Below are 20,721 nucleotides of genomic sequence, written 5' to 3'. Positions count from 1 at the left end.
CCCCTAGAGGGCCGCCGCCAGCTCCGTGCCCTGCTTGATGGCACGCTTGGCGTCCAGTTCGGCGGCCACGTCGGCACCGCCGATCAGGTGGGCGCCGACTCCGGCGGCGACCAGTTCCTCGTACAGGCCGCGGCGCGGTTCCTGTCCGGTGCACAGCACGATCGTGTCGACCGGCAGGACCGTGCTCTCCTCGCCGACGGTGACGTGCAGCCCGGCATCGTCGATGCGGTCGTAGCGGACGCCCGGGACCATGGTGACGCCCCGGTGCTTGAGCTCGGCGCGGTGGATCCAGCCGGTGGTCTTGCCCAGTCCGGCGCCGACCTTGCTGGTCTTGCGCTGCAGCAGGTGGACGGTGCGCGGCGGGGCGGGCCGCTCGGGGGCGGCGAGTCCGCCGGGCGCCCGGTAGTCCATGTCGACGCCCCACTGGCGGAAGTACGTCGCCGGGTCCTCGCTCGCCTTGTCCCCGCCGTCGGTCAGGAACTCCGCGACGTCGAAGCCGATGCCGCCCGCGCCGAGGATCGCCACCCGGTCGCCGACGGGCGCGTTGCCGCGCAGCACATCGAGATAGCCGACGACGCTCGGGTGGTCGACGCCCGGGATGTCGGGGGTGCGCGGGGTGACGCCGGTGGCGACGACCACCTCGTCGTAGCCCTCCAAGTCACCTGCTTCCACATGGGTGTTGAGGCGTACGTCCACGCCGTGCGCGTCGAGCTGGTGGCGGAAGTAGCGCAGGGTCTCGTCGAACTCCTGCTTGCCGGGGACCTTGCGGGCCACGTTGAGCTGGCCGCCGACCTCGCCCGCGGCGTCGTACAGGGTGACCTCGTGGCCGCGCTCGGCCGCCGAGACCGCACAAGCGAGCCCGGCCGGTCCGGCCCCGACGACGGCGACGCGCTTCTTCAGCCGGGTGGGCGAGAGGACCAGTTCGGTCTCGTGGCAGGCGCGCGGGTTGACCAGGCAGGAGGTGATCTTGAGGCTGAAGGTGTGGTCCAGGCAGGCCTGGTTGCAGCCGATGCAGGTGTTGATGGCCTCCGGCTTGCCCTCGGCGGCCTTGTTGACGAAGTCGGGGTCGGCGAGCATCGGGCGGGCCATGGAGACCATGTCCGCGTACCCCTCGGCGAGCAACTCCTCTGCCAGTTCCGGGGTGTTGATGCGGTTGGTGGTCACGAGCGGGACGGAAACCTCGCCCATGAGCCGCTTGGTCACCCAGGTGTAGGCGCCGCGCGGCACGGAGGTGGCGATGGTGGGGATGCGGGCCTCGTGCCAGCCGATGCCGGTGTTGATGATCGTCGCACCGGCCGCCTCGACGGCCTTGGCGAGGGTGATCACCTCGTCGAGGGTGGAGCCGCCGGGGACCAGGTCGAGCATGGACAGCCGGTAGATGATGATGAAGTCCTCACCGACGGCCTCGCGCACCCGGCGCACGATCTCGACGGGGAAGCGCATGCGGTTCTCGTACGAGCCGCCCCAGCGGTCGGTGCGCTGGTTGGTCTGGGCGGCGATGAACTCGTTGATGAGGTAGCCCTCGGAGCCCATGATCTCGACACCGTCGTAGCCGGCCTGCCTGGCGAGGCGGGCGGCGCGGGCGTAGTCGTCGATGGTCCGCTCGACGTCGGCGTCGGTGAGCTCGCGGGGCGGGAAGGGGCTGATCGGCGCCTGGAGGGGGCTCGGGGCGACCAGGTCCTGGTGGTAGGCGTACCGGCCGAAGTGCAGGATCTGCATGGCGATCCGGCCGCCCTCGCCGTGCACGGCCTCGGTGATCTGCCGGTGCTCCTCGGCCTCCGCGTCGGTGGTGAGCTTGGCGCCGCCCTCGTACGGGCGCCCCTCGTCGTTGGGCGCGATGCCTCCGGTGACGATGAGACCCACTCCCCCGCGCGCCCGGGCTGCGTAGAACTCCGCCATGCGCTCGAAGCCGCGCTCGGCCTCCTCCAGGCCGACGTGCATGGAGCCCATGAGGACGCGGTTGGGCAGCGTGGTGAAGCCCAGGTCGAGCGGGTTCAGCAGGTGCGGGTAACGGCTCATCGGGCCCTCCATGCGCGGTGTGGTGCCTCTGTTGTAGAGGACCCCACCCATGTTTTGCAACTAGTTGCATAAGGAGCGAGGGGTGACGCGGACCACCCACGGGCACAGTGGCCTCATGAGCCCAGAAGACACCGAGGTGGTCGAGCTCGCGCAGGCACTGGTCCGCCGCCCGAGCCGGGCCGGGATCGACGACTACGGTCCCGTGCTCGCCGTCCTCGAAGACTGGCTCGGCGCTCGTGACCTGCCGTATCGCCGCCTCTACGACGACGCGGGCCGGCCGATCGCCCTGCTGGTGGAGGTGGCGGGTGGCCGGCCGGGGCCGTGGTGGGCGCTGGACGCCTGCGTGGACACCGCCCCCTACGGCGACGAGGGCGCCTGGTCGTTCCCGCCGGACTGCGGGGACGTCGTGGACGGGTGGCTGCGGGGGCGCGGCGCGGCCGATTCCAAGCTGGCGGCGGCGATGTTCTGCCGGATCGCGGCGGAGCTGCGTGCCCGGGCCCCGGAACTGAGCGGCGGGCTCGCCGTCCTGCTGGACGCCGACGAGCACACCGGCGGCTTCGGCGGAGCCCGGGCCTATCTCGCGGACACGGCCGCGGTGCGCCCGGCCGGGGTGATGATCGGCTATCCCGGCCCGGACGAGGTGGTGGTCGGCGGGCGCGGGCTGTGGCGGGCCACGATCGCGGTGCACGCGGAGTCGGGGCACTCCGGGTCGAGACGCACGGCGCTCGGTGCCGTCTCCCGGGCGGCGCGGCTGGTGCAGCTGCTGGACGAGGCCGAACTCCCGGGCGCCGAGGGCGAGTTCCCGCTGCCGCCGAAACTGACGGTGACCTCCTGCCACGGTGGCGAGGGCTTCTCCGTGGTGCCCGGCCTGTGCGAGCTGGGTGTCGACATCCGCACCACTCCGGCCTTCGACTCCCGCGCGGCGGAGCACCTGGTCCGCGCAGCGGCGGCGGAGCTGGACCGGCAGCTGCCCGGCCCGACCCCGACCGCGATCACCCAGGTGGCCTCCTGGCCGCCGTACCGTCTGACCGAGAATGACCAGCCCGCCGCCGCACTGCTGGACGCCGCCACCCGAGCGGGCCTCACGGTCCGACCGAAGACCGCGGGCCCCTCGAACATCGGCAACCTACTGGCGTCCGAGGGCATCCCGGCCACGGCGGGTTTCGGCGTACGGTACGAAGGCCTGCACGGCACAGACGAACGTGCCTACCTGGAGGACCTGCCCGTGATCCACGCCGTCTACCGTCAGGCCGTGCTGCGCCTACTGGCGACCTGATGGGGGCGCGGGGCTGTGTTGAAGGTGCGGCTACCGCCGCGTGGGCGCGACCAGCCACGACGCAGCCGCAGACACACAACCGCACTCCGCGGAGCGTTTAACGGGTTTCGAGCCGCACGTGCAACTCCCTCTCCTGATCCCCCGACGCCGAAGAAAGATCCCGCACCGAGAACAACGAGTCCAGCGTGGACCGCAGCCGCTCGATGGCCCAGTAGCCACCCTGCGCGTCGGCCTCCACGGAGGACGAGAGCCGGGCGGGAGGCGGGCACTCATGGGCGTCGGTCACCTCGAAGGTGCCGAGCCACACCATCGGCCGGGTCTCGTGGAGCTGCTGCGGCACCTCTTCGGGGCTCCGGTCGGACTCGAAGCACGCACACAGGGTGTCGAACACGATCCGGGCGTCCTCCTTGCTGCATCCGCTGATCTCGAGGGATACGGGCTCCTCGTGCGGTCGCACACGGTCCATCGTGATCGCTCCTCTCGTGGCTGCGGCGCGGCGCCACGGGTTTCCCGCGAACCGCGCCACATCCCCAGAAAAGCACCACTGCGCGGGCTGGACCAGCGAGCGGCTCAGCTCCGTGTGAAGCGGTACGTCTTGCTGTCCGTCAGGACGCAGAAGCCCGGCGACACGACGATCACTCGCAGGGTGCCGGTCCGGCGGTCGTAGTCGATGCCCTCGACCTCGAAGGTGCCCGAGCAGGAGCTGCGCAGCGGGAGCTGCCGCAGGGCGGTGACATGGCCGGAGACGTCCGACGTGCCGTTCGGCCGGGCGGACAGGTCGACCTGGAGGAGCGGCTTGGTCATGCCGAACAGCGAGCCGGCCGGGTCGTCGGACGAGCACAGCAGCGTGGTCGGGCCGGAGAAGTCGCAGCCCTGCACGTCGCGCACGGCGTGGTCGAGATTCACGGTGGAGGCCTGCGGCAGGTTCGCCGAGGGCGAGGTGCTCGCGTTGACGCCCGGGGTCGGGAACACCAGGAAGCGGCTCATGGTGCCGTACTCGCCGGCCAGCATCCACTGTCCGTCGGGCGAGATCGCGACCCAGGAGTTGTTCAGTGCCTCGCCGGAGCTGAGCGTGTGGACGTACTCCGACCAGGCCCCGCCCGGAGCCTGCACCCGGAACATCTTCGCGTTGCCCGAGTCCGCCTGGTAGGGCTCGACGTAGTAGCCGTTGTAGGAGGCGTCGGGGTCGCCGACGTGGTTCCAGCCGCGGCTGGAGACGCCGGCGGGGATCGTGCCGATGCCGGTGTACCGGTTGGGGCTGTTCGCCGGGACCTCGACGGAGGTCAGGCCCTGGCTCTCGGTCAGCGGATCGGCGCGGTCCGAGCCCACTTCCGTCCAGGTGTCGGCAGCCGACGCGGGCGGAGCGGCGGAGAGGACTGCGGCGGCCGCGAGGGCGAGGGCCGCGGTCAGGGCTGCGTGACAACGTTGCCGGGCGCGCAGGGGCATGGGGGCTCCTCCATGGGGGTGGGGCGTGCTCGGCGGACAGTCTGGCCCGATGACGTAGTCATGTACAGACCAATTCGGTAACGGGGGCTGTCGGCTCGGTGACGGTCCGTACCGGGTACTGTCGTCACGGCTCAGGGGGACGGCCTCCGTCGTGTTGAGGGATGGTGGAGGTGGGCGACGGGGTCGTCACAGGGACGGTTGAGCGCGGTAGAACATGGGGAGTCGGCACGGGGGACGGCGTGCCGCGTGAGCGGGCGAAGGCGGTGCGTGCAATGAGTGCACCTGGGTTTCCGGTGGCCGAGGGCGAGGAGTCGGTACGGCCGAGCAGGCTGCTCGACGTACTGGGCGTGGCCTCGGTGGTCCTGGATGCCGAGGGACGCATCGTGCTGTGGAGCCCGCAGGCCGAGGAGCTGTTCGGCTATCCCGCGCAGGAGGCCCTCGGAGAGTACGCGGCCCGGATCATGGTGCACGAACAGCATCTCGACCTGGTGGTCAAACTGTTCGCCGACGTCATGGTCACCGGTCAGAGCTGGGCCGGGGCCTTCCCCATTCGGCGCAAGGACGGCAGCACACGCCTGGTGGAGTTCCGCAACATGCGGCTGCTGGACGACCACGGCGACGTCTACGCGCTGGGGCTGTGCGCCGACCGCTCGACCGTACGGCGGCTGGAGCGGGACGTGGCGCTGTCCACGCAGGTCATCGCCCAGTCCCCGATCGGTCTGGCCGTTCTGGACACCGATCTGCGGTACGTGTCCGTCAATCCGGCACTGGAACGGCTCAACGGCATCCCCGCCAAGGACCACATCGGCCGCTCCGTCCGCGAGGTCCTGCCGCACCTCGACGTCGACGCCATCGAGTCCGCCATGCGTCACGTGCTGGAGACCGGACATCCTCTCGTCGACCAGCAGACCATCGGCCGGACCCCTGCCGACCTGGAGGACGAGCACGCCTGGACGATCTCGCTCTACCGGCTGGAAGACGCCGCCGGGACCGTTCTCGGCATCGCGGGCTCGGTCGTGGACGTCACCGAACAGCACCGGGCGGGCATCGAAGCGGAGACCGCGCGGCGGCGGCTGGCCCTCATCGCGGACGCCTCCGCACGGATCGGCACCACACTGGAGCTGGACCGCACCGCGCTCGAGCTGGCCGACGTCGCCGTGCCGGAGCTCGCCGACATCGCGGCCGTGGACCTGCTCGACGCGGTGGTGGAGGGCAGACGCAGCAGCCTCGGTCCCACGGAACCGGCCGTGATCCGGGCCCTGGCCGTACGGGCCCACAACGCGCCGGAGGCGCTGCGGGCGGCCGACGCGCCCGGGCAGGTCGCCCGCTACGGCGCCGACCGCCTGGTCACCGAGTGCGTGCGCACGGGGCAGCCGGTCCTGGTGGCGGAGGTCGAGAACGCGGATCTGCCGCGCATCGCCCGCTCCCCGGAAGCGGCGGAGCTGCTGGCCCGCGCCGGCGTGCACTCCTATCTGGCCGTCCCACTGATCGCCCGCGGCGAGGTGCTCGGCGCCCTCGACCTCAAGCGCACGCACAACCCCGAGCCGTTCAGCGAGGACGACCTGCTGCTCGCCCGTGAGCTGGCATCCCGCGCGGCCGTGCAGATCGACAACGCCCGCTGGTACCAGAACGCCCGCGACACCGCCCTCACCCTCCAGCGCAGCCTGCTGCCCAGCCACCCGCCGGTGACCGGCGGTCTCGAGGTCGCCTCCCGTTACCAGCCCGCGGGAGCCACCAGTGAGGTCGGCGGCGACTGGTTCGACGTGATCCCGCTGGACGGCGGCAAGACGGCGCTGGTGGTGGGCGATGTGATGGGCAGCGGCATCAACGCGGCCGCGACCATGGGCCGACTGCGTACCGCGACCAACACGCTGGCCTCCCTCGACCTCGATCCGGCCCGGCTCCTCGAACACCTCGACAAGATCACCGAGGGCCTGGACCACTCGATCGCGACCTGTGTGTACGCCGTCCACGACCCGCAGCTGCGGCAGTGCCGGATCGCCAACGCCGGGCACCTGCCGCCGGCCCGGCTGCGGCCCGGGCATCCCCCGGAGCTGCTGGAACTTCCCACGGGCGTACCGCTGGGCGTGGGTGGCGTCGCCTTCTCCACCACCACGGTCGACCTGGAGCCCGGCGACCGTCTCGTGTTCTACACCGACGGCCTGGTCGAAACCCGGCAGCATCCCCTCGACGAGCGCCTGGACGCCCTGCTGTCCCTCCTCGAAGGCCCCGACCGCCCCTTGGAGGAGGTCTGCGACCTCCTGCTGCGGACCCTGCACCAGCCCGACAACTCCGACGACGTGGCACTGCTCATCGCGCGCGTGCAGCAGCCGAGCTGACCGCCCGAGGCGTCAGCGGGTGGCGCCCGGGCTCTCACAGCTTCTGATTACGGGTTCCTTATCGTCCGCGTTCGACAATCACAGCAAGGCATGGCATGCAGACTCCGCCTGCCGTGGCCGATGGGAGCGAGCCGTGATGCACGAGCCGGACAAGGAACCCACTGCTGGGGGCGAGCGGCCTGACGGGCGCTTCGAGACGACGCCGGACATGGAAGTGATGACCGGTCCGGGCGGGCCGGACCGCGAGCCGGGGCGATGGCGGTCCCGCCGGGCGCGTGCCGTGGCCGCGGCGGCCACGGTCGCCGTGCTCGCCCTCGGCGGCACGGTCGCCTACGCCGCCACCTCCGGCGGCTCCGGCCAGGGCGCCACGCCCTCCGCGTCCGGGACCACCTCCCCGTCACCGGACCGCCCCGGAGGCCGGCACGGTGTCGGCCCCTGGTTCGGTTTCGGCTTCGGTGACATGGGTGTGCACGGCGAGACGACGGTCAAGGACCAGGACACCGGCAAGTGGGTCGTACGGATCTGGCAGCGCGGCACCGTCGAGAAGATCGACGGCGACCAGGTCACGCTCAAGAGCGACGACGGCGCCCGGTGGACCTGGACCGTGAACTCCGACACCACCGTCTTCCGCGACGGTACGAAGGGTTCGGGCGCCGGCGACCTCAAGAAGGGCGAGACGGCCCTCCTGGCCGGCACCCGCTCCGACGACGGAACCCGGACCGCCACCCGCGCGCTCTCCGGCACCTTCGACCGCAAGGGGCCCGGCAACCGGCACGACAGATTCCCGGGCCCCGGCAACAGGGACTGGCGCAACCACGCACCGTCCCCGAGCCCGTCGGGCAGCGGAGCCACGACCTGACCCCAGCGGCCGGCCCCGCGGGACCGTCCCAAGGTCATGGCCACGCCACCGACCGGACCGGCACACGACGCCACGAGCCCCGCCTCCAACGAACCCAGGCCCTGAGCAAGCACGCAACCACCAGACACCAGAGCCCCCGGCGGCACAGCGCATTGCCCGACGGGCAGCGGCGCGGCGACCTGACGCGGCGATAGCCTGCGTCATCATGATGCGTCCTTGGAACCTGTCGCTTCTGCTGGTGCTGTGCGGCTCAGTCGCTGCGACTGCTCTGCTCCTCAGCGGCAGCCCGGCCGTGGCAGTCGCCTTCCTGCTGGTGTTCGCGGTGCTCGCAGGCGTGCACTCGCCCCTGGCCTTCCCGAAGTCGATCGGTGCGGTGGAGGCACAACGCCGCAGTGCGGTCGACGGCCGGCCGGTCGTCTTCTGGCGCTCCGGCTGCAAGTACTGTCTGCGACTGCGCTTCCGACTGGGGCGCAGCGCCCGCCAGTTGTACTGGGTGGACATCTGGCGTGACCCGGCCGGCGCGGCGGCGGTGAGGGCGGCCAACGACGGCAACGAGACCGTACCGACTGTCCTTGTGGCGGGCCGGCCGCACGTCAACCCCGATCCGGAATGGGTGCGCGAGCAGCTCTCCCCTTCCGCGTGACCGGGAGCGATGTCCAGTCCGCAAAGGCGAGCTCAGGGGTGGACGCCGATCACGACATTGGCGTACAGCTCCTCGGAGGCGGCCAGGCGTACCCTCAACCCGCCGGTGGTGAAGGCCTCGACGGCGGACGCGGCCTGCCGTTCACTCGTCTCGACCAGGAGGCAGCCGCCGGGGGCGAGCCAGCGGGGTGCTTCGGCGGCGACCCGGCGCAGGACGTCGAGCCCGTCCGCGCCGCCGTCGAGCGCGACCAGCGGTTCGTGGTCGCGGGCCTCCGCGGGCAGCAGGCCGACCTCGCCGGTGGGAACGTAGGGCACATTGGCCGCGAGGATGTCGATACGGCCACGCAGTTCGTCCGGCAGCGCCGCGAACAGGTCGCCCTCGTGGACCCGGCCGCCGACCGCGCCGGCATTGCGGCGAGCGCACCGCACCGCGGCCGGATCGATGTCGGCGGCGTGCAGCTCGACCTGGCCGAGTGCGGTGGCCAGGGCCACGCCGACGGCGCCCGAGCCGCAGCACAGGTCCACGACGACGGATGCGTCGGGGGCTTGGGCGAGGGCCTGTTCGACGAGGAACTCGGTACGGCGTCGGGGCACGAACACGCCGGGTTCCACGGCGATGCGCAGCCCCCGGAACTCGGCCCAGCCGACGACGAGTTCGAGCGGCAGCCCGGTCACTCGGAGGTCGACCAGGACGGCCAGTTCCTCCGGCGTGCGCGCGGCGGCGAGGATCAACTCCGCCTCGTCCTCGGCGAAGACACAGCCTGCGGCGCGCAGCGCCGAGACGACGGACTCACGGGTGGAGGACGACGGCAGGGAGGAAGGTGAAGGAGGCAAGGAAGGCATGAATGCCGAGAGCCTTTCGGTAAGTCGAAGGGCGCTCTCGCGGTCGCCTACTACCGGCGGCCCGCGTCGACTCGAGGCGTGAGCACCCGACCTGACACAGCGGTAATGGGTCTCACCTCCTCGGTCTTCGGGGGCCGGGAGATTCCACGGCCGGGCGCAACATTACCGCAAGGCTTCAGACGCCGACCGTCTCTTCGACCTCCTCTTCAGCTTCCTCTTCGGCCTTCAGTCCGGGCTTCTGCTCCTCGGCCGTACGGACCGCCGCGGCGGCGGCCACGGGTGTCTCGGTCCGGCCCCGCGACCGCTCGTACGCGGCGGCGACCGCCGTGAAGACGAGACCCAGCAGCAGCCACGCGATGAGTGTCCATACGTTGCGGGACAGGCCGTCGCTGTGGAAGTACAGGAGGCTGCGGGCCCCCTCGACGAATCCGGCGCCGTTCCAGAAGGCGTGCAGGGTGCCGAAGAGGCCGTTCTGCAGGTCGGGGCGGAACAGACCGCCGGAGCTGGTGAAGTTGAGCATGACGAACAGCACCATCATGGCGAGGGTGGTCCAGCGCCTGAGGAAGGTGTGCAGGCCGACGCCGACGAAGAGGATGCCCGCGGAGTAGAGCAAGGCCATCCCCCACAGGCCGGCGAGGTCGTGGTGGGCGAGGTGGAAGACCGGGCCGGCGAGCAGCGCGCCGATGCCACTGACGACGGCGGAGACGCCGAGTGCCAGCAGGGCACGCAGCCGCATGGGCAGGCCCGCGCCGGCGGCGCCGAGCGCGGCGACGGAGGCGTAGGAGCCGATACTCAGCGCGATCAGCAGGAAGAAGAGGCCCTGTCCGGTGGGGTCGTCGTCGACCGGTGCGGCCACGTCGGTGACCTTGAGTGGGACACCCTGTCCGGCGGCGATGGGTGTGAAGACCTTCTCGACGGCCGTGGCGTCCATGTCGGAGGCGGCGCTGGCGACCACCAGCTCCGGCGTCTTCGCGCTGGGCACGTAGGCGCCCGTGATGTCACGGGAGTCGAGCAGGCCGACGGCCTCGGAGCGGGTGGCGACCGTGCGGACGTCGAGCCTGTCCCCCGCCTTGTCCTTGACGGTCTGCGCGAACACCTTCGCCTGCGGGCCGGAGCCGACGACGGCGACGGGCAGGTGGTGGGGCTCCGGGGTGACGAACGCCCCCATGTACGCGAGTCCCATGCCGATGCACATCAGCAGCGGGGTGATCAGGTGCGTGATCACATGGCGCAGGGCCGGAGACCTCATCGCTCACAACCTCCAGATGGTTGGCTTATACAACTCTCACTTCAAGTTGTACTATACAACCAAATGGGGTGGGGTGGTATTCCGTGGTGAATGAGGGAGGTCCGGTGGAAGCAGACGAAGCCGTGGAGACGATCCAGCGCGAGATGACGGCCTTCGCCCGCCGCGCCCGTGCCTCGGCGGGCCGTATGCACCCCGAGCTGTCGCTGGTCTCGTACACGCTGCTCGGGCATCTGGAGGAGAGCGGCGGCTGCCGGGCCACCGATCTGGCGGCGCACTACGCCCTGGACAAGTCCACGGTCAGCCGCCAGGTGGCCGCCCTGGAGCGGGCCCGGCTCGTCGAGCGGCGCCTGGACCCGGACGACCACCGCGTCCAGGTCCTGCACCTGACCGAGACCGGGCGCCAGATCCTCGCCCAGGTCACCGACAGCCGCCGGGCGGCCTTCCGGGAGCGGCTCGCGGACTGGCCGAGGGAGGATCTGGAGCGCTTCGCCGGCTATCTCGTGCGGTACAACGCCTGGATCCGACCGGAGGGCGAGGGCTAGGGGACGGCCAACGCCCGTTCGTCCGTGAGGTGTTCGGGTGCGCGGGCCGCGCCGAAGACGGTGGTGCGGCGCAGCCGGAAGCCGAGGGACTCGTAGAGGCGGATGGCGTTGGTGTTGCCCGCTCCGGTGTGCAGGAACGGGGTCTCGCCGCGCTCACGGATGCCGTGGGCCACCGCGAGGATCAGCCGGGTCGCGAGGCCCTCGCCGCGGAAGGCGGGGTCGGTGCAGACGGCGCTGATCTCGGTCCAGCCCGGCGGGTGCAGCCGCTCCCCCGCCATCGCTATCAGTGCGCCCTCCCGCCGGATGCCCAGATAGGTGCCCATTTCGATGGTGCGGGGCAGGAACGGGCCGGGCTGGGTGCGCGCGACCAGGTCGAGCATCTCCGGCACGTCGGCGGGGCCGAGGCGGACCGCCTCCGGCTCCGGCGCGGTGGTCAGGCCGTCACCGACGAACTGCACCCCCTCGACTTGGAAGGTGAACTCCCAGCCGTCCGGTATCTCGCCGCGGAAGCCGAGCAGCGGGACCTCGCCGCCGGGGCCCGCGAGGGCCGCGAGGTCGGCCCAGTCCCCGGCGTCGAGCTCCTCGGGCAGGGCCAGCCACGGCGACACGTCGACGGGATAGCGCAGCACCCGGCCACGCCGTTCGGCGAAGTGCGCGTGCGGTCCGGTCAGCGAGGCGAGGGCGGGGTTGTCCAGGACGTGGCTCACTGGGCGACCTCGATCACGATCTTGCCGCGGGCGTGGCCCTCCTCGACGGTGCGCAGCGCCTCACCGGCCCGCTCCAGCGGGAAGGTCTGCGTCACGTGCGGGTCCAGGTCGCCGCGGACCACGAGGTCGGCCACTGCCGCGAGCCGCTCCGAGGTACGTACCCGCGCGACGCGGGCGCCGCCCAGCTTCTCCACGACCTCGGGCGCGGCCCCGGCCGTGACGAGCCTGGTCCGGTCGGTGAGCAGCGTCGCCGCCTCTTCCAGGACATCGCTGCCCACCAGGTCGTACACACCGTCCACACCACCCGGCACCCGCCCGGTCCAGCCCGGGCCGGACACCACGTGCTCGGCTCCCAGCGACTCGACGAAGTCCTTCTTGGCCTCGCTCGCCAGGCCCACGACCCGCAGACCGAGCGCGCGGGCGACCTGCACCGCCGCGACTCCGACCCCGCCGCCCGCACCGGTCACCAGGACGGTCGCGCCGGCCGGCAGGCCGAGCTGGCGGATTCCGTCGTACGCCGTCACGGCCGCCACGGGCAGGGTGGCGGCGTCGGTGAAGGACAGCGCGGCGGGCTTGTGCGCGATCAGGTCGACCGACAGCAGCGCGTACTCGGAGTACCCGCCGACGACGGGCAGGCCGAAGACCGCGTCCCCGACGGCGAACCCCTCGACTCCCTCACCGACCTCCTCCACGACACCGGAGACCTCGTTGCCGAAGAAGGAGGGGAAGTCGCGCTCGCCGCTCTCGCCCGGGCGACGGTAGCCGGTGCGCTGCTTCCAGTCGACGGGGTTCACCCCCGCGGCCCGCACCGCGACGAGCACCTGACCGGGGCCGGGGCTCGGCCGCTCCACGTCGACGAGGGCCTCGGCCTCCGGTCCGCCGTAGCGCGTGAACACGTACGCCTTGGGCATCTGCTCCCACTCTCCTTCGCTGCCGCTGGTCACCGGTTGTACGGGGCACCGGTTCCGGCACCAGTCGGCAAGGAGGATCAGCGGCCGGCTATTCCCGGGGCGCCGGAGTCTTCATACGGCCTTAACGATCGCGGGCCGGCCCGGGGCCGGAGCACGCCTGACGAGCACGTACGGTTGAATGCGTCAGCAACCACTTCCGTCCCGCTGGATCCCGCATGAACGTCACCCGAGGCTTCACCGGGCGCGCCCGCGTCGACAATCCGGGCCTGCCGCCCGGCCAGTACGACGCGGGCGACGACTGGCCCGTCCTGTCCGCCGAGGTCACTCCCGAACTGGCGCCCGCCGACTGGACCTTCCGTGTCGACGGGCTGGTGGAACGCCCGCAGACCTGGGACTGGGAGCAGGCGCATGCACTGCCGGCGTCGGCGTACGAGGGCGACATCCACTGCGTGACGAGCTGGTCGAAGTTCGGGGTGCGGTTCTCGGGCGTGTCCCTGGACGCCTTCCTCGATGTGGTGCGGCCCCACGGCTCGGCCACCCATGCCGTCGCCTACTCGCACACCGGCTACACCACCAACCTCCCCCTCGCGGACCTGACCGGCGGGCGGGCCTGGATCGCCTGGGAGTACGACGGGCAGCCCCTTGCTCCCGAGCACGGCGGACCCGCCCGGCTGCTGGTGCCGCACCTGTACTTCTGGAAGAGCGCCAAGTGGATCGCGGGCCTGACGCTCCTCGACCACGACGAGCCGGGCTTCTGGGAGCAGAACGGCTACCACGCGCGCGGCAACCCCTGGCAGGAGCAGCGGTACTCCGGTGACTGAGCAACTGACGCAGCCCTCCCCTTCCCCCGGGTTCACTCCCCCGACCCGCTTCGCCGTGCCCGGCCGGATCGCCGTGAGCAGCCGGGCGGCCGCCGAGTGGCAGACCGCCACGCTCACCGAGATCCGGCGGGAGACCCCGCACGCGGCCACCTTCCGGTTCGCGGTGCCCGCCTGGGCGGGGCATCTGCCCGGCCAGCACCTGATGCTGCGGCTGACCGCAAAGGACGGCTATGTGGCCCAGCGCCACTATTCGATCGCGTCCGCGCCCGACGACCCCGGGCACATCGAGCTGACCCTGGACCATGTGGAGGGCGGCGAGGTCTCGGGCTGGTTCCACACCGTGGCCGAGCCCGGCGACCGGGTCGAGGTGCGCGGCCCGCTCAGCGGCTTCTTCGCCTGGCCGGGCGACCGGCCCGCGCTGCTGGTCGGGGCCGGCTCCGGGGTCGTACCGCTGATGTCGATGGTGCGGCACCACCGGGCGCGCGGGCTGGATGTGCCGCTGCGGCTGCTGGTGTCCGCGCGCAGTCCCGAGGAGCTCATCTACGCGCGGGAGTTCGGCGCGGAGACGACGCCGGTGTTCACGCGGCGCGCACCGGCGGGCGAGCCCGTGGGACGTATGGCGGCCGCACATGTGGCGCCGCTCCTGGCCGAGCAGCCACCCGGTGGGTGGGAGGCCTATGTGTGTGGTTCGAACGCCTTCGCCGAGCACGCCTCGCGGCTGCTCGTCGAGGCGGGCCAGCCCGTGGAGCGGATCCGGATCGAACGCTTCGGCTGACGCTCCGAAGGGCTGCCTGTCTCCCGCGACGTTGCCGACTCGACCGGGACCGGGCGGATGGAGCGATCTCCCGTGTGCTGGGTACCCGATCCTCCTGGGCACTCGCGCGCATACGCGGTGCGGAGGGACAATACAGACCCAAACGATACGGCCCCTCCGGCTCCGGCGACGGCGAGGAGGTCGACATGCGAACCCGGGTGCACGGCTGGCGCTGGCGGCGCAATCCGCTGCGGCGTCGGTCGGACGTGGTCGAGGCGTGGACGGCGCTGATCGTCGCCGTCCTGTTGTTCGTGGGCGCGCCACTGGCGGGAGCGCTCGCGGGCTGGTGGGCCCATGACGAGGCGCGGGCCGTGGCGGCGGCACAGCGCGCCGAACGTCACCGGGTGCGGGCCGAGGTCGTCGGCAGGACACCCGAGAGGCTGCCGTCGGTGCAGGGCGGCCGGGATGACACATCCCGCGTGGATGTCCGCTGGACCGACGCCACCGGCACACACACCGCGAACGCACGCGTCCCGGCGGACACCAAGCACGGCGACAGGGTCGACGTCTGGTTCGACGCCGGGGGCAGGTCCGTTCAACCGCCGCCGGGCGAGACGCAGGTCTGGCAGCACACCGTGACCATCGGCATCTGTGCCGCGGGCGGCGCGGTCGCCGGGGTGCTGCTGGCGCACACGGTCGTACGCCGTGTGTCCACCGGGCACCGGCTGGTCGAGTGGGAGCGGGAGTGGGCACGGACCGAGCCGGAGTGGACACGGCGTCGGGCGTGATGGCCTGTATCAGGCGGAGAGCCAGTCGGTGTAGCGCGTGGGCGCGAGGTGAGCTTCCTTGTCGGTGAGGACGTCGCCCTTGACGACGGCGAACATGCCTGCGGTGGGGTCGGTGACGACGGTGCGGTTGTCGCCCTTGTGGGACAGGGTGATCCGGCCCAGTTCGTCCAGGCTGAAGATCTCGGGGCCGCCGATGTTGCGGATGCCGTTCAGCGGGGTGCCCACCGCGACCTCCGCCACCGCGGCGGCCACGTCCTTGGCGGCGATCGGCTGGATCGGCGTGGCGGGCAGCCGGACGGTGTCGGCGTCGGCGGTCCAGGACAGGACGGCGTCCATGAACTCCATGAACTGCGTTGCCCGGACGATCGAGTAGGAGATCGGCCCGGCGGTGAGGATGTTCTCCTGGAGGGCCTTGGCCCGGTAGTAGTCCAGCTCCGGCACCTGGTCGGTACCGACGATCGAGAGGATGACGAAGTGGCCGACGCCGCCCTTGTGGGCCGCCGCCAGCAGGTTGTCCATCGAGGCCTGGAAGAAGGCCGGGGAGGCTTCGTCGAAGGTCGGGGAATTCGTCAGGTTGACCACGACGTCGGCGCCCGCCACGGCCTCGTCCAGCCCCCGGCCGCTGATGACGTCGACTCCGGTGGACTTCGAGTGCGGTACTGCCTCGTGCCCGACGGCGTTCAGGTTCTTGACGACCTGTGACCCGATCAGCCCGGTACCGCCGATGACTGCGAACTTCATGACACGCCTCTCGTCGGGGACATACGCGCAATGCGATCTATGCCCCGCCAGGCGGACGCGACGGAGCACGGGCCCCATTCGGCTGAGGGCAGGCGATGTCAGGAGCCGTGGACGGAAGCGACCGTCTCATCGAGTGGCACGCTTCTTGGGTTCAGCCGCCGGCTGCACCCGCAGGTCGGGATGTGGCTGCCGCCGGCGGCCCGGCCCCCTTCGGGTGACATACAGGGGCCGGGCCACCGGGTCTCCGGTCGGTGGTCAGGCGCGGCAGCGCAGCATCTCGAGTGGGGGGTTGGCGGTGAAGTCCGCCCAGAAGTCCGCACCGAACGCGCGTACACCGGCGTCGGACACCTTCAGCGGGACCCAGGTCGGCTCGCCGAATCCGGCCGCCCGCAGACACTGTTCATAGACCTCGCGGCGCGGGGCGGTGGAGACGATCTCGATCGGCGGGTCGAGCAGCGCCGTGACCCGGACGCGCGGGCCGGTCTCGGTCTCCTCGCCGGTCGGCTCGCAGAGAAAGCCGTACTTCTCCAGGGTGGCCTTGTCGAAGACGTAGTCGGGTGACTGCATCAGCGCGAAGAACTCGCCGCCGGGCTTGAGGCTTCGGTGTACGTGACGGCACATCCGTTCCATGGCGGGGATGTCCTCGGCATAGTTGAGCATCTGGACACCTGTGGCGATGTCGAACTGCCGCCCCAGGGCGCGCAGTTCGGTCACATCGCCCACCTCGTAGCGCACGCCCAGCGGATCGCGCTCTTCCAACTCCTGTGCCGCGGCGACCATTTCACTGGAGATGTCGATTCCGAGCACGTCCTCGGCGCCGCGCCGCCTGAACTCCCTGCTGTAGAAGCCAGTACCGGAGGCCAGGTCGAGGACCGACTTGCCGTGTACGTCCCCGACCATGGCCAGGAAGCCGGGTACTTCCGCATACTGCGTCAGCGGCAGGGACTTGAAGCCCTCGAAGGCCTCACCGATCTTGTCGTACTGCTGGACACTCACGTTGCTGATCTCCCCTGTGCTTGGTCATGTCCGTGGGCCCCGGTCTCCCGCGCCCTGGGCACGCCGCAGCCACTGACCGGCAGTCTCCAGGCCCCCCGGCGGACCGTCGTACTGACAGAAGCCACAAAGATCCGGCCCCCGTCCCGGCCTCATGCACAACCCGGCCTCAGGGACACGACGCGCTCATTCGGGCTGCCACAGCTCGATCCGGTTGCCCTCAGGATCGGTGACCCAGCCGAATCGGCCGACACCCTCCATGTCCTGTGTTTCCTCGGCCACGTCCGCTCCCTTGGCGCGCAGTTGCGCGAGCATCGCATCCAGGTCGCGGACCCGGAAGTTGAGCATGGTCTGCTGGGTGCGGGACCCGAAGTAGTCGGTCTCGGACTCGAACGCCGCGAACACCGTCGGCCCGGCTTCCGGACGCCACAGACCGTTCTCGTCGGCGTCGAGACCCAGGCAGTCGCGATACCAAGCGCTCAGGGCCGCCGGATCGGCGGCGCGCAGGAAGTAACCACCGATTCCAAGCACACGTTCCATGCCGCCATCCTGCCAGGACGGGGATCGGGCGAGCCGGCACCACGCCTGCTTCGCCCCCGCCTCGATCGCGGGCGAACGCGTCAGCCCCCACCGGCCTCGGCACGCGCCAACCGGGCGGGCACCGTCGTCAGCAACTCGGGGCCGACAGGCCCCAGTTCGGCGGGCGAAGGATCAGCCGGCGGCTCAGCCGCCCCGCCCGCCGGTCGCCCGGCACCGCTGTGTGTACGGCCGGCCCCGAGCGCTCCAAGTCGTCCACGCCCCGCATGTTTCCGGCCCCCTTGCCCGGCCCCGTCGCAGCAAGCCGGGCTTGCGGGCTACGCCTCCTGCTGCATCCTCCGCGCGATCCGCCCGTGGTCCCGCAGTGCCTCCGCCAGCCCGGGCAGCACCGGCTCGCCCCGGTCGACGAGGACCCGGCCTCCGACCACGGTCGTCCAGGCCCGGGCCGGCCCGCAGCGCAGCCATGCCTCGACGGGGTCGCTCAGCGCCCCCGCGAGGGCGACCTCGTGGAGATCCCAGACGACCAGGTCGGCGCAGGCGCCCGGGCGCAGGTGCCCCAACTCGTCGGCGCGGCCGAGGCAGCGGGCGGAGCCGCGGGTGGCGATGTCGAGGGCGTCGCGTGCGGTCATAGCGCCGGGTCCGCCGCGGTAGCGGCCCAGCAGCAGGGCGCCGCGCGTCTCCATCCAGAGGGAGGCGTGGTCCGTGGAGGCGGAGCCGTCGCAGCCGATGCCGACGGGCAGGCCGAGTTCGCGCATCTCCTTGACGCGCGCGGTGCCGCCGCCGATGAGCATGTTGGAGCTGGGGCAGTGCGCGACGCCGACGCCCGCTGCTGCGAGCCGGGCGAGCTCGTCGTCGTTGGGGTAGATGCAGTGGGCGACCCAGGTGCGGTCGCTCATCCAGCCGCAGTCCTCGAAGTACTCCACGGGCCGGCAGCCGTAGGTCTCGAGGCAGTAGGTGTCCTCGTCACGGTCCTCGGCGAGGTGGGTGTGCAGACGTACGTCGTGGCGCTCGGCGAGTTCGGCGGTCGCCGTCATGACCTCCTTGGTCACCGAGAACGGTGAGCAGGGCGCGAGCGCGACGCGGATCAGTGCACCCGGCTTCGGGTCGTGGTGGGCCTTGATCAGCCGCTCGCTGTCGGCGAGCACCTCGTCGATGGTCTGGGTGACGCTCCTGGGCGGCAGTCCCCCGTCCTCGACGGAGCGGGTCATGGAGCCGCGGGTCGCGTGGAAGCGGAAGCCGATGTCACGGGCGGCGCGGATCTCGGCGTCGACGAGGTGGGGGCGGGGGTGGACGTAGAGGTGGTCGGAGGAGGTGGTGCAGCCGCCCATCAGCAGTTCCGCCATGCCGACGTACGCCGAAACGTAGGCGGCCTCTTCGTCGAGGGCGGACCACAGCGGGTAGAGGGTGGTCAGCCAGTCGAAGAGGGTGCCGCTCACGGCGGGCGCGTAGGAGCGGGTGAGGTTCTGGTAGATGTGGTGGTGCGTGTTGATCAGGCCTGGGGTGACCAGTCGTCCGGCCGCGGAGACGGTCGTACGGGCCTCGGGCTCGGTCCCGGCAGTGCCCACCGCGGTGACCCGACCACTGGTGACGGCCACCCAGCCGCCGGGGATCTCGCCGTCCCCGTCGACGACCAGCAGACCGGCGTCCTTGACCAGCAGATCCACGGCTGTCGTCATGGCGCCCATCGTAGACGGGTACGGCCGGAAAGACCTGGCGAGTCGTCCGACCACCCACGTACGGTGTGATCACCGCACTGCCCCTTGGTAACTGTCTCTTCGCAAAGGCGGTCCTACATGGCCCTGTTCGACCTCCCCCTCGACGAGCTCCGCGAGTACCGCAGCGCCTCCGTCGAGCCCGAGGACTTCGACGCCTTCTGGTCCAAGACCCTGCAGGAGGCCCGCGAGCACGACCTGGACGCCCGTTTCGAACCGGTCGACACGGGTCTGACGACGGTCGACGTGTACGACGTGACGTTCGCGGGGTTCGGCGGGCACCCGGTGAAGGGCTGGCTGACGCTGCCCGCCGCGGCCGAGGAGCCGATACCGCTGGTCGTGGAGTTCATCGGATACGGCGGCGGGCGCGGCCTGCCGCACGAGCACCTGCTGTGGGCATCCACGGGCCGGGCGCACTTCGTGATGGACACGCGCGGACAGGGCAGCGGCTGGGGCGGGGGCGGCGCCACCGCGGACCCGGTGGGCGGTGCGCCCGCCTACCCCGGCTTCATGACCCGCGGCATCGACGCGCCCGAGAACTACTACTACCGGCGGGTGTTCACGGACGCGGTGCGTGCCGTCGAGGCGGCCCGCTCGCACCCCCTGACCGACGCGGCCCGCACGGTCGCCCTCGGCGGAAGTCAGGGCGGCGGCATCACCATCGCGGTGGGCGGTCTGGTCCCGGACCTGACCGCGATCGCCCCGGACGTGCCGTTCCTGTGCGACTACCCCCGCGCCGCGACGGTGACGGACCGGCACCCGTACCGTGAGATCGGCCTGTTCCTCAAGACCCATCGCGGCCGCACCGAGGACGCCCTGCGCACCCTGTCCTACTTCGACGGCGTCCACTTCGCCTCCCGCGGCCGCGCCGCCGCCCTGTTCTCGGCGGCCCTGGAGGACCAGACCTGCCCGCCGTCCACCGTCTTCGCCGCGTTCAACGCCTGGGCGCACGACGACAAGACGATCGAGGTGTACGACTTCAACGACCACGAGGGCGGCGGGCCTTTCCAGGAGGCGGCCAAGCTGAAGTGGCTGCGGTCGTACGTGTGAGGAGAGATCGGCATGGACACGCGTGAGGCCGCCGAACGCTTCGTGCGAGTCTGGGAGCGGGCATGGGCCGCGCACGACGTGGACGCGCTGCTGGAGCTGTATGCCGAGGAGTGCGTCCACCGCTCGATGCCGTTCCGCGAGCCGCACCGGGGGCGGGGCGAGCTGGCCGGGTATCTGCGATGGTCGTTCGCCCAGGAGCGGGTGACGGACGTGCGGTTCTCGCCGCCGGTCGTCGGCCAGGACGGGGTGGCGGTGGCCGAGTTCCGTGTCCTGGCCGAGGAGGGCGGCGTAGCCTCGGCCCTCGCAGGCTGCGTGTTCGTGCGGTTCGACGGGGCGGGCCTGGCCGTCGAGACGCGGGACTACTGGCATACGACCGACGGTCACCAGGAGCCCGCCGGGAAGCTGTTCCTCCTCTGACCTTCCCTCCAGTCCGACCAGTCGGTACGTTCAGGTTGCCCGGGCCGCAGCGTCGCGGCCCGGGTTCCCGGCGGA

General features: G+C 71.4%; 21 protein-coding genes. 10 read left to right on the top strand and 11 right to left on the bottom strand.

Translation table 11 applies throughout. The annotated features are described in order from the left end of the window. Positions 1–3 precede the first annotated feature (3 nt). Positions 4–2,019: an NADPH-dependent 2,4-dienoyl-CoA reductase gene (locus IH68_RS0101010; RefSeq protein ID WP_030926932.1), complete on the bottom strand. Its 2,016-nt coding sequence runs from the start codon at positions 2,017–2,019 to the stop codon at positions 4–6. Positions 2,020–2,134: 115 nt separating this feature from the next. Here IH68_RS0101010 and IH68_RS0101005 point away from each other — a divergent pair, with 115 nt between their 5' ends. Then, positions 2,135–3,295, top strand: coding sequence for a M20 family metallopeptidase (locus IH68_RS0101005; RefSeq protein ID WP_030926930.1), 1,161 nt, complete (start codon positions 2,135–2,137; stop codon positions 3,293–3,295). Between the two features lie 97 nt (positions 3,296–3,392). Here IH68_RS0101005 and IH68_RS0101000 read toward each other — a convergent pair whose 3' ends face one another. Both IH68_RS0101000 and IH68_RS0100995 read right to left on the bottom strand, forming a co-directional pair. Further along, the gene (locus IH68_RS0101000; protein ID WP_030926927.1) at positions 3,393–3,761 is read right to left on the bottom strand and encodes a hypothetical protein; all 369 of its coding nucleotides are present in this window, start codon (positions 3,759–3,761) and stop codon (positions 3,393–3,395) included. Positions 3,762–3,865: 104 nt separating this feature from the next. Then, positions 3,866–4,741, bottom strand: a complete 876-nt coding sequence (locus IH68_RS0100995; RefSeq protein WP_030926925.1) for a hypothetical protein — start codon at positions 4,739–4,741, stop codon at positions 3,866–3,868. Positions 4,742–5,013: 272 nt separating this feature from the next. Between IH68_RS0100995 and IH68_RS0100990 the strand changes: the two genes are divergently transcribed. The 3 genes from IH68_RS0100990 to IH68_RS0100980 all read left to right on the top strand — a co-directional run bounded on the left by IH68_RS0100990 (position 5,014) and on the right by IH68_RS0100980 (position 8,582). Further along, positions 5,014–7,080, top strand: coding sequence for a SpoIIE family protein phosphatase (locus IH68_RS0100990; protein ID WP_030926923.1), 2,067 nt, complete (start codon positions 5,014–5,016; stop codon positions 7,078–7,080). A gap of 136 nt (positions 7,081–7,216) precedes the next feature. Continuing rightward, complete coding sequence (locus IH68_RS0100985; RefSeq protein WP_234341155.1) at positions 7,217–7,939, top strand: DUF5666 domain-containing protein; 723 nt, start codon at positions 7,217–7,219, stop codon at positions 7,937–7,939. A gap of 205 nt (positions 7,940–8,144) precedes the next feature. Continuing rightward, complete coding sequence (locus tag IH68_RS0100980) at positions 8,145–8,582, top strand: glutaredoxin domain-containing protein (protein ID WP_030926919.1); 438 nt, start codon at positions 8,145–8,147, stop codon at positions 8,580–8,582. A 32-nt stretch (positions 8,583–8,614) separates the two neighbouring features. Here the strand turns inward: IH68_RS0100980 and IH68_RS0100975 are convergent, their stop codons facing one another. Then, positions 8,615–9,424 carry a putative protein N(5)-glutamine methyltransferase gene (locus IH68_RS0100975; RefSeq protein WP_030926917.1) on the bottom strand — a complete coding sequence of 270 codons (810 nt, stop codon included), beginning with the start codon at positions 9,422–9,424 and terminating at the stop codon, positions 8,615–8,617. Between the two features lie 175 nt (positions 9,425–9,599). Then, positions 9,600–10,673: a membrane protein gene (locus IH68_RS0100970; RefSeq protein ID WP_030926915.1), complete on the bottom strand. Its 1,074-nt coding sequence runs from the start codon at positions 10,671–10,673 to the stop codon at positions 9,600–9,602. Positions 10,674–10,777: 104 nt separating this feature from the next. On the opposite strand from IH68_RS0100970, the gene IH68_RS0100965 reads away from it, so the two are divergent. Next, positions 10,778–11,215: a MarR family winged helix-turn-helix transcriptional regulator gene (locus tag IH68_RS0100965; protein ID WP_030926913.1), complete on the top strand. Its 438-nt coding sequence runs from the start codon at positions 10,778–10,780 to the stop codon at positions 11,213–11,215. On the opposite strand, the gene IH68_RS0100960 is transcribed toward IH68_RS0100965, so the two are convergent. Both IH68_RS0100960 and IH68_RS0100955 read right to left on the bottom strand, forming a co-directional pair. Then, on the bottom strand, positions 11,212–11,922 hold the full coding sequence (locus IH68_RS0100960; protein ID WP_030926911.1) for a GNAT family N-acetyltransferase: 711 nt from the start codon (positions 11,920–11,922) through the stop codon (positions 11,212–11,214). The genes IH68_RS0100965 and IH68_RS0100960 overlap by 4 nt on opposite strands. Further along, positions 11,919–12,833, bottom strand: coding sequence for an NADP-dependent oxidoreductase (locus tag IH68_RS0100955; RefSeq protein ID WP_030926909.1), 915 nt, complete (start codon positions 12,831–12,833; stop codon positions 11,919–11,921). Before IH68_RS0100955 ends, IH68_RS0100960 begins: the two co-directional genes overlap by 4 nt. 215 nt (positions 12,834–13,048) lie before the next feature. Between IH68_RS0100955 and IH68_RS0100950 the strand changes: the two genes are divergently transcribed. From IH68_RS0100950 to IH68_RS0100940, 3 genes are all read left to right on the top strand, one after another. Beyond that, on the top strand, positions 13,049–13,654 hold the full coding sequence (locus IH68_RS0100950) for a sulfite oxidase-like oxidoreductase (protein ID WP_030926907.1): 606 nt from the start codon (positions 13,049–13,051) through the stop codon (positions 13,652–13,654). A 55-nt stretch (positions 13,655–13,709) separates the two neighbouring features. Next, on the top strand, positions 13,710–14,429 hold the full coding sequence (locus tag IH68_RS0100945) for a ferredoxin reductase (RefSeq protein WP_078912277.1): 720 nt from the start codon (positions 13,710–13,712) through the stop codon (positions 14,427–14,429). A gap of 185 nt (positions 14,430–14,614) precedes the next feature. Next, positions 14,615–15,196 carry a hypothetical protein gene (locus tag IH68_RS0100940; protein WP_030926903.1) on the top strand — a complete coding sequence of 194 codons (582 nt, stop codon included), beginning with the start codon at positions 14,615–14,617 and terminating at the stop codon, positions 15,194–15,196. Positions 15,197–15,205: 9 nt separating this feature from the next. Here the strand turns inward: IH68_RS0100940 and IH68_RS0100935 are convergent, their stop codons facing one another. The 4 genes from IH68_RS0100935 to IH68_RS0100920 all read right to left on the bottom strand — a co-directional run bounded on the left by IH68_RS0100935 (position 15,206) and on the right by IH68_RS0100920 (position 19,143). Beyond that, positions 15,206–15,937, bottom strand: coding sequence for an SDR family oxidoreductase (locus tag IH68_RS0100935; protein WP_030926891.1), 732 nt, complete (start codon positions 15,935–15,937; stop codon positions 15,206–15,208). A gap of 255 nt (positions 15,938–16,192) precedes the next feature. After that, positions 16,193–16,933, bottom strand: a complete 741-nt coding sequence (locus IH68_RS0100930) for a class I SAM-dependent methyltransferase (protein WP_030926888.1) — start codon at positions 16,931–16,933, stop codon at positions 16,193–16,195. Positions 16,934–17,116: 183 nt separating this feature from the next. Further along, on the bottom strand, positions 17,117–17,470 hold the full coding sequence (locus tag IH68_RS0100925; protein ID WP_030926885.1) for a VOC family protein: 354 nt from the start codon (positions 17,468–17,470) through the stop codon (positions 17,117–17,119). 314 nt (positions 17,471–17,784) lie between these two features. Beyond that, positions 17,785–19,143: an 8-oxoguanine deaminase gene (locus IH68_RS0100920; protein ID WP_037884422.1), complete on the bottom strand. Its 1,359-nt coding sequence runs from the start codon at positions 19,141–19,143 to the stop codon at positions 17,785–17,787. A 117-nt stretch (positions 19,144–19,260) separates the two neighbouring features. On the opposite strand from IH68_RS0100920, the gene IH68_RS0100915 reads away from it, so the two are divergent. After that, entirely contained in the window at positions 19,261–20,229 is a 969-nt protein-coding gene (locus tag IH68_RS0100915; protein WP_030926880.1) for an acetylxylan esterase, read from the top strand. Between the two features lie 12 nt (positions 20,230–20,241). Beyond that, positions 20,242–20,646: a nuclear transport factor 2 family protein gene (locus IH68_RS0100910; RefSeq protein ID WP_030926878.1), complete on the top strand. Its 405-nt coding sequence runs from the start codon at positions 20,242–20,244 to the stop codon at positions 20,644–20,646. Positions 20,647–20,721: the final 75 nt, after the last annotated feature.

It is taken from the genome of Streptomyces sp. NRRL S-646 (assembly GCF_000720765.1).
Lineage (GTDB): Bacteria > Actinomycetota > Actinomycetes > Streptomycetales > Streptomycetaceae > Streptomyces.
Note: the sequence above shows the minus strand (reverse complement) of the source record. Positions and strands in the feature narration are given on the sequence as shown.

Coding starts and splice junctions, on each gene's coding strand:
- IH68_RS0101010 (WP_030926932.1), bottom strand. CDS start 2,019: ATGAGCCGTTACCCGCACCTGCTGAACCCGCTCGACCTGGGCTTCACC.
- IH68_RS0101005 (WP_030926930.1), top strand. CDS start 2,135: ATGAGCCCAGAAGACACCGAGGTGGTCGAGCTCGCGCAGGCACTGGTC.
- IH68_RS0101000 (WP_030926927.1), bottom strand. CDS start 3,761: ATGGACCGTGTGCGACCGCACGAGGAGCCCGTATCCCTCGAGATCAGC.
- IH68_RS0100995 (WP_030926925.1), bottom strand. CDS start 4,741: ATGCCCCTGCGCGCCCGGCAACGTTGTCACGCAGCCCTGACCGCGGCC.
- IH68_RS0100990 (WP_030926923.1), top strand. CDS start 5,014: ATGAGTGCACCTGGGTTTCCGGTGGCCGAGGGCGAGGAGTCGGTACGG.
- IH68_RS0100985 (WP_234341155.1), top strand. CDS start 7,217: ATGCACGAGCCGGACAAGGAACCCACTGCTGGGGGCGAGCGGCCTGAC.
- IH68_RS0100980 (WP_030926919.1), top strand. CDS start 8,145: ATGATGCGTCCTTGGAACCTGTCGCTTCTGCTGGTGCTGTGCGGCTCA.
- IH68_RS0100975 (WP_030926917.1), bottom strand. CDS start 9,424: ATGCCTTCCTTGCCTCCTTCACCTTCCTCCCTGCCGTCGTCCTCCACC.
- IH68_RS0100970 (WP_030926915.1), bottom strand. CDS start 10,673: ATGAGGTCTCCGGCCCTGCGCCATGTGATCACGCACCTGATCACCCCG.
- IH68_RS0100955 (WP_030926909.1), bottom strand. CDS start 12,833: ATGCCCAAGGCGTACGTGTTCACGCGCTACGGCGGACCGGAGGCCGAG.
- IH68_RS0100950 (WP_030926907.1), top strand. CDS start 13,049: ATGAACGTCACCCGAGGCTTCACCGGGCGCGCCCGCGTCGACAATCCG.
- IH68_RS0100940 (WP_030926903.1), top strand. CDS start 14,615: ATGCGAACCCGGGTGCACGGCTGGCGCTGGCGGCGCAATCCGCTGCGG.
- IH68_RS0100935 (WP_030926891.1), bottom strand. CDS start 15,937: ATGAAGTTCGCAGTCATCGGCGGTACCGGGCTGATCGGGTCACAGGTC.
- IH68_RS0100925 (WP_030926885.1), bottom strand. CDS start 17,470: ATGGAACGTGTGCTTGGAATCGGTGGTTACTTCCTGCGCGCCGCCGAT.
- IH68_RS0100920 (WP_037884422.1), bottom strand. CDS start 19,143: ATGACGACAGCCGTGGATCTGCTGGTCAAGGACGCCGGTCTGCTGGTC.
- IH68_RS0100915 (WP_030926880.1), top strand. CDS start 19,261: ATGGCCCTGTTCGACCTCCCCCTCGACGAGCTCCGCGAGTACCGCAGC.
- IH68_RS0100910 (WP_030926878.1), top strand. CDS start 20,242: ATGGACACGCGTGAGGCCGCCGAACGCTTCGTGCGAGTCTGGGAGCGG.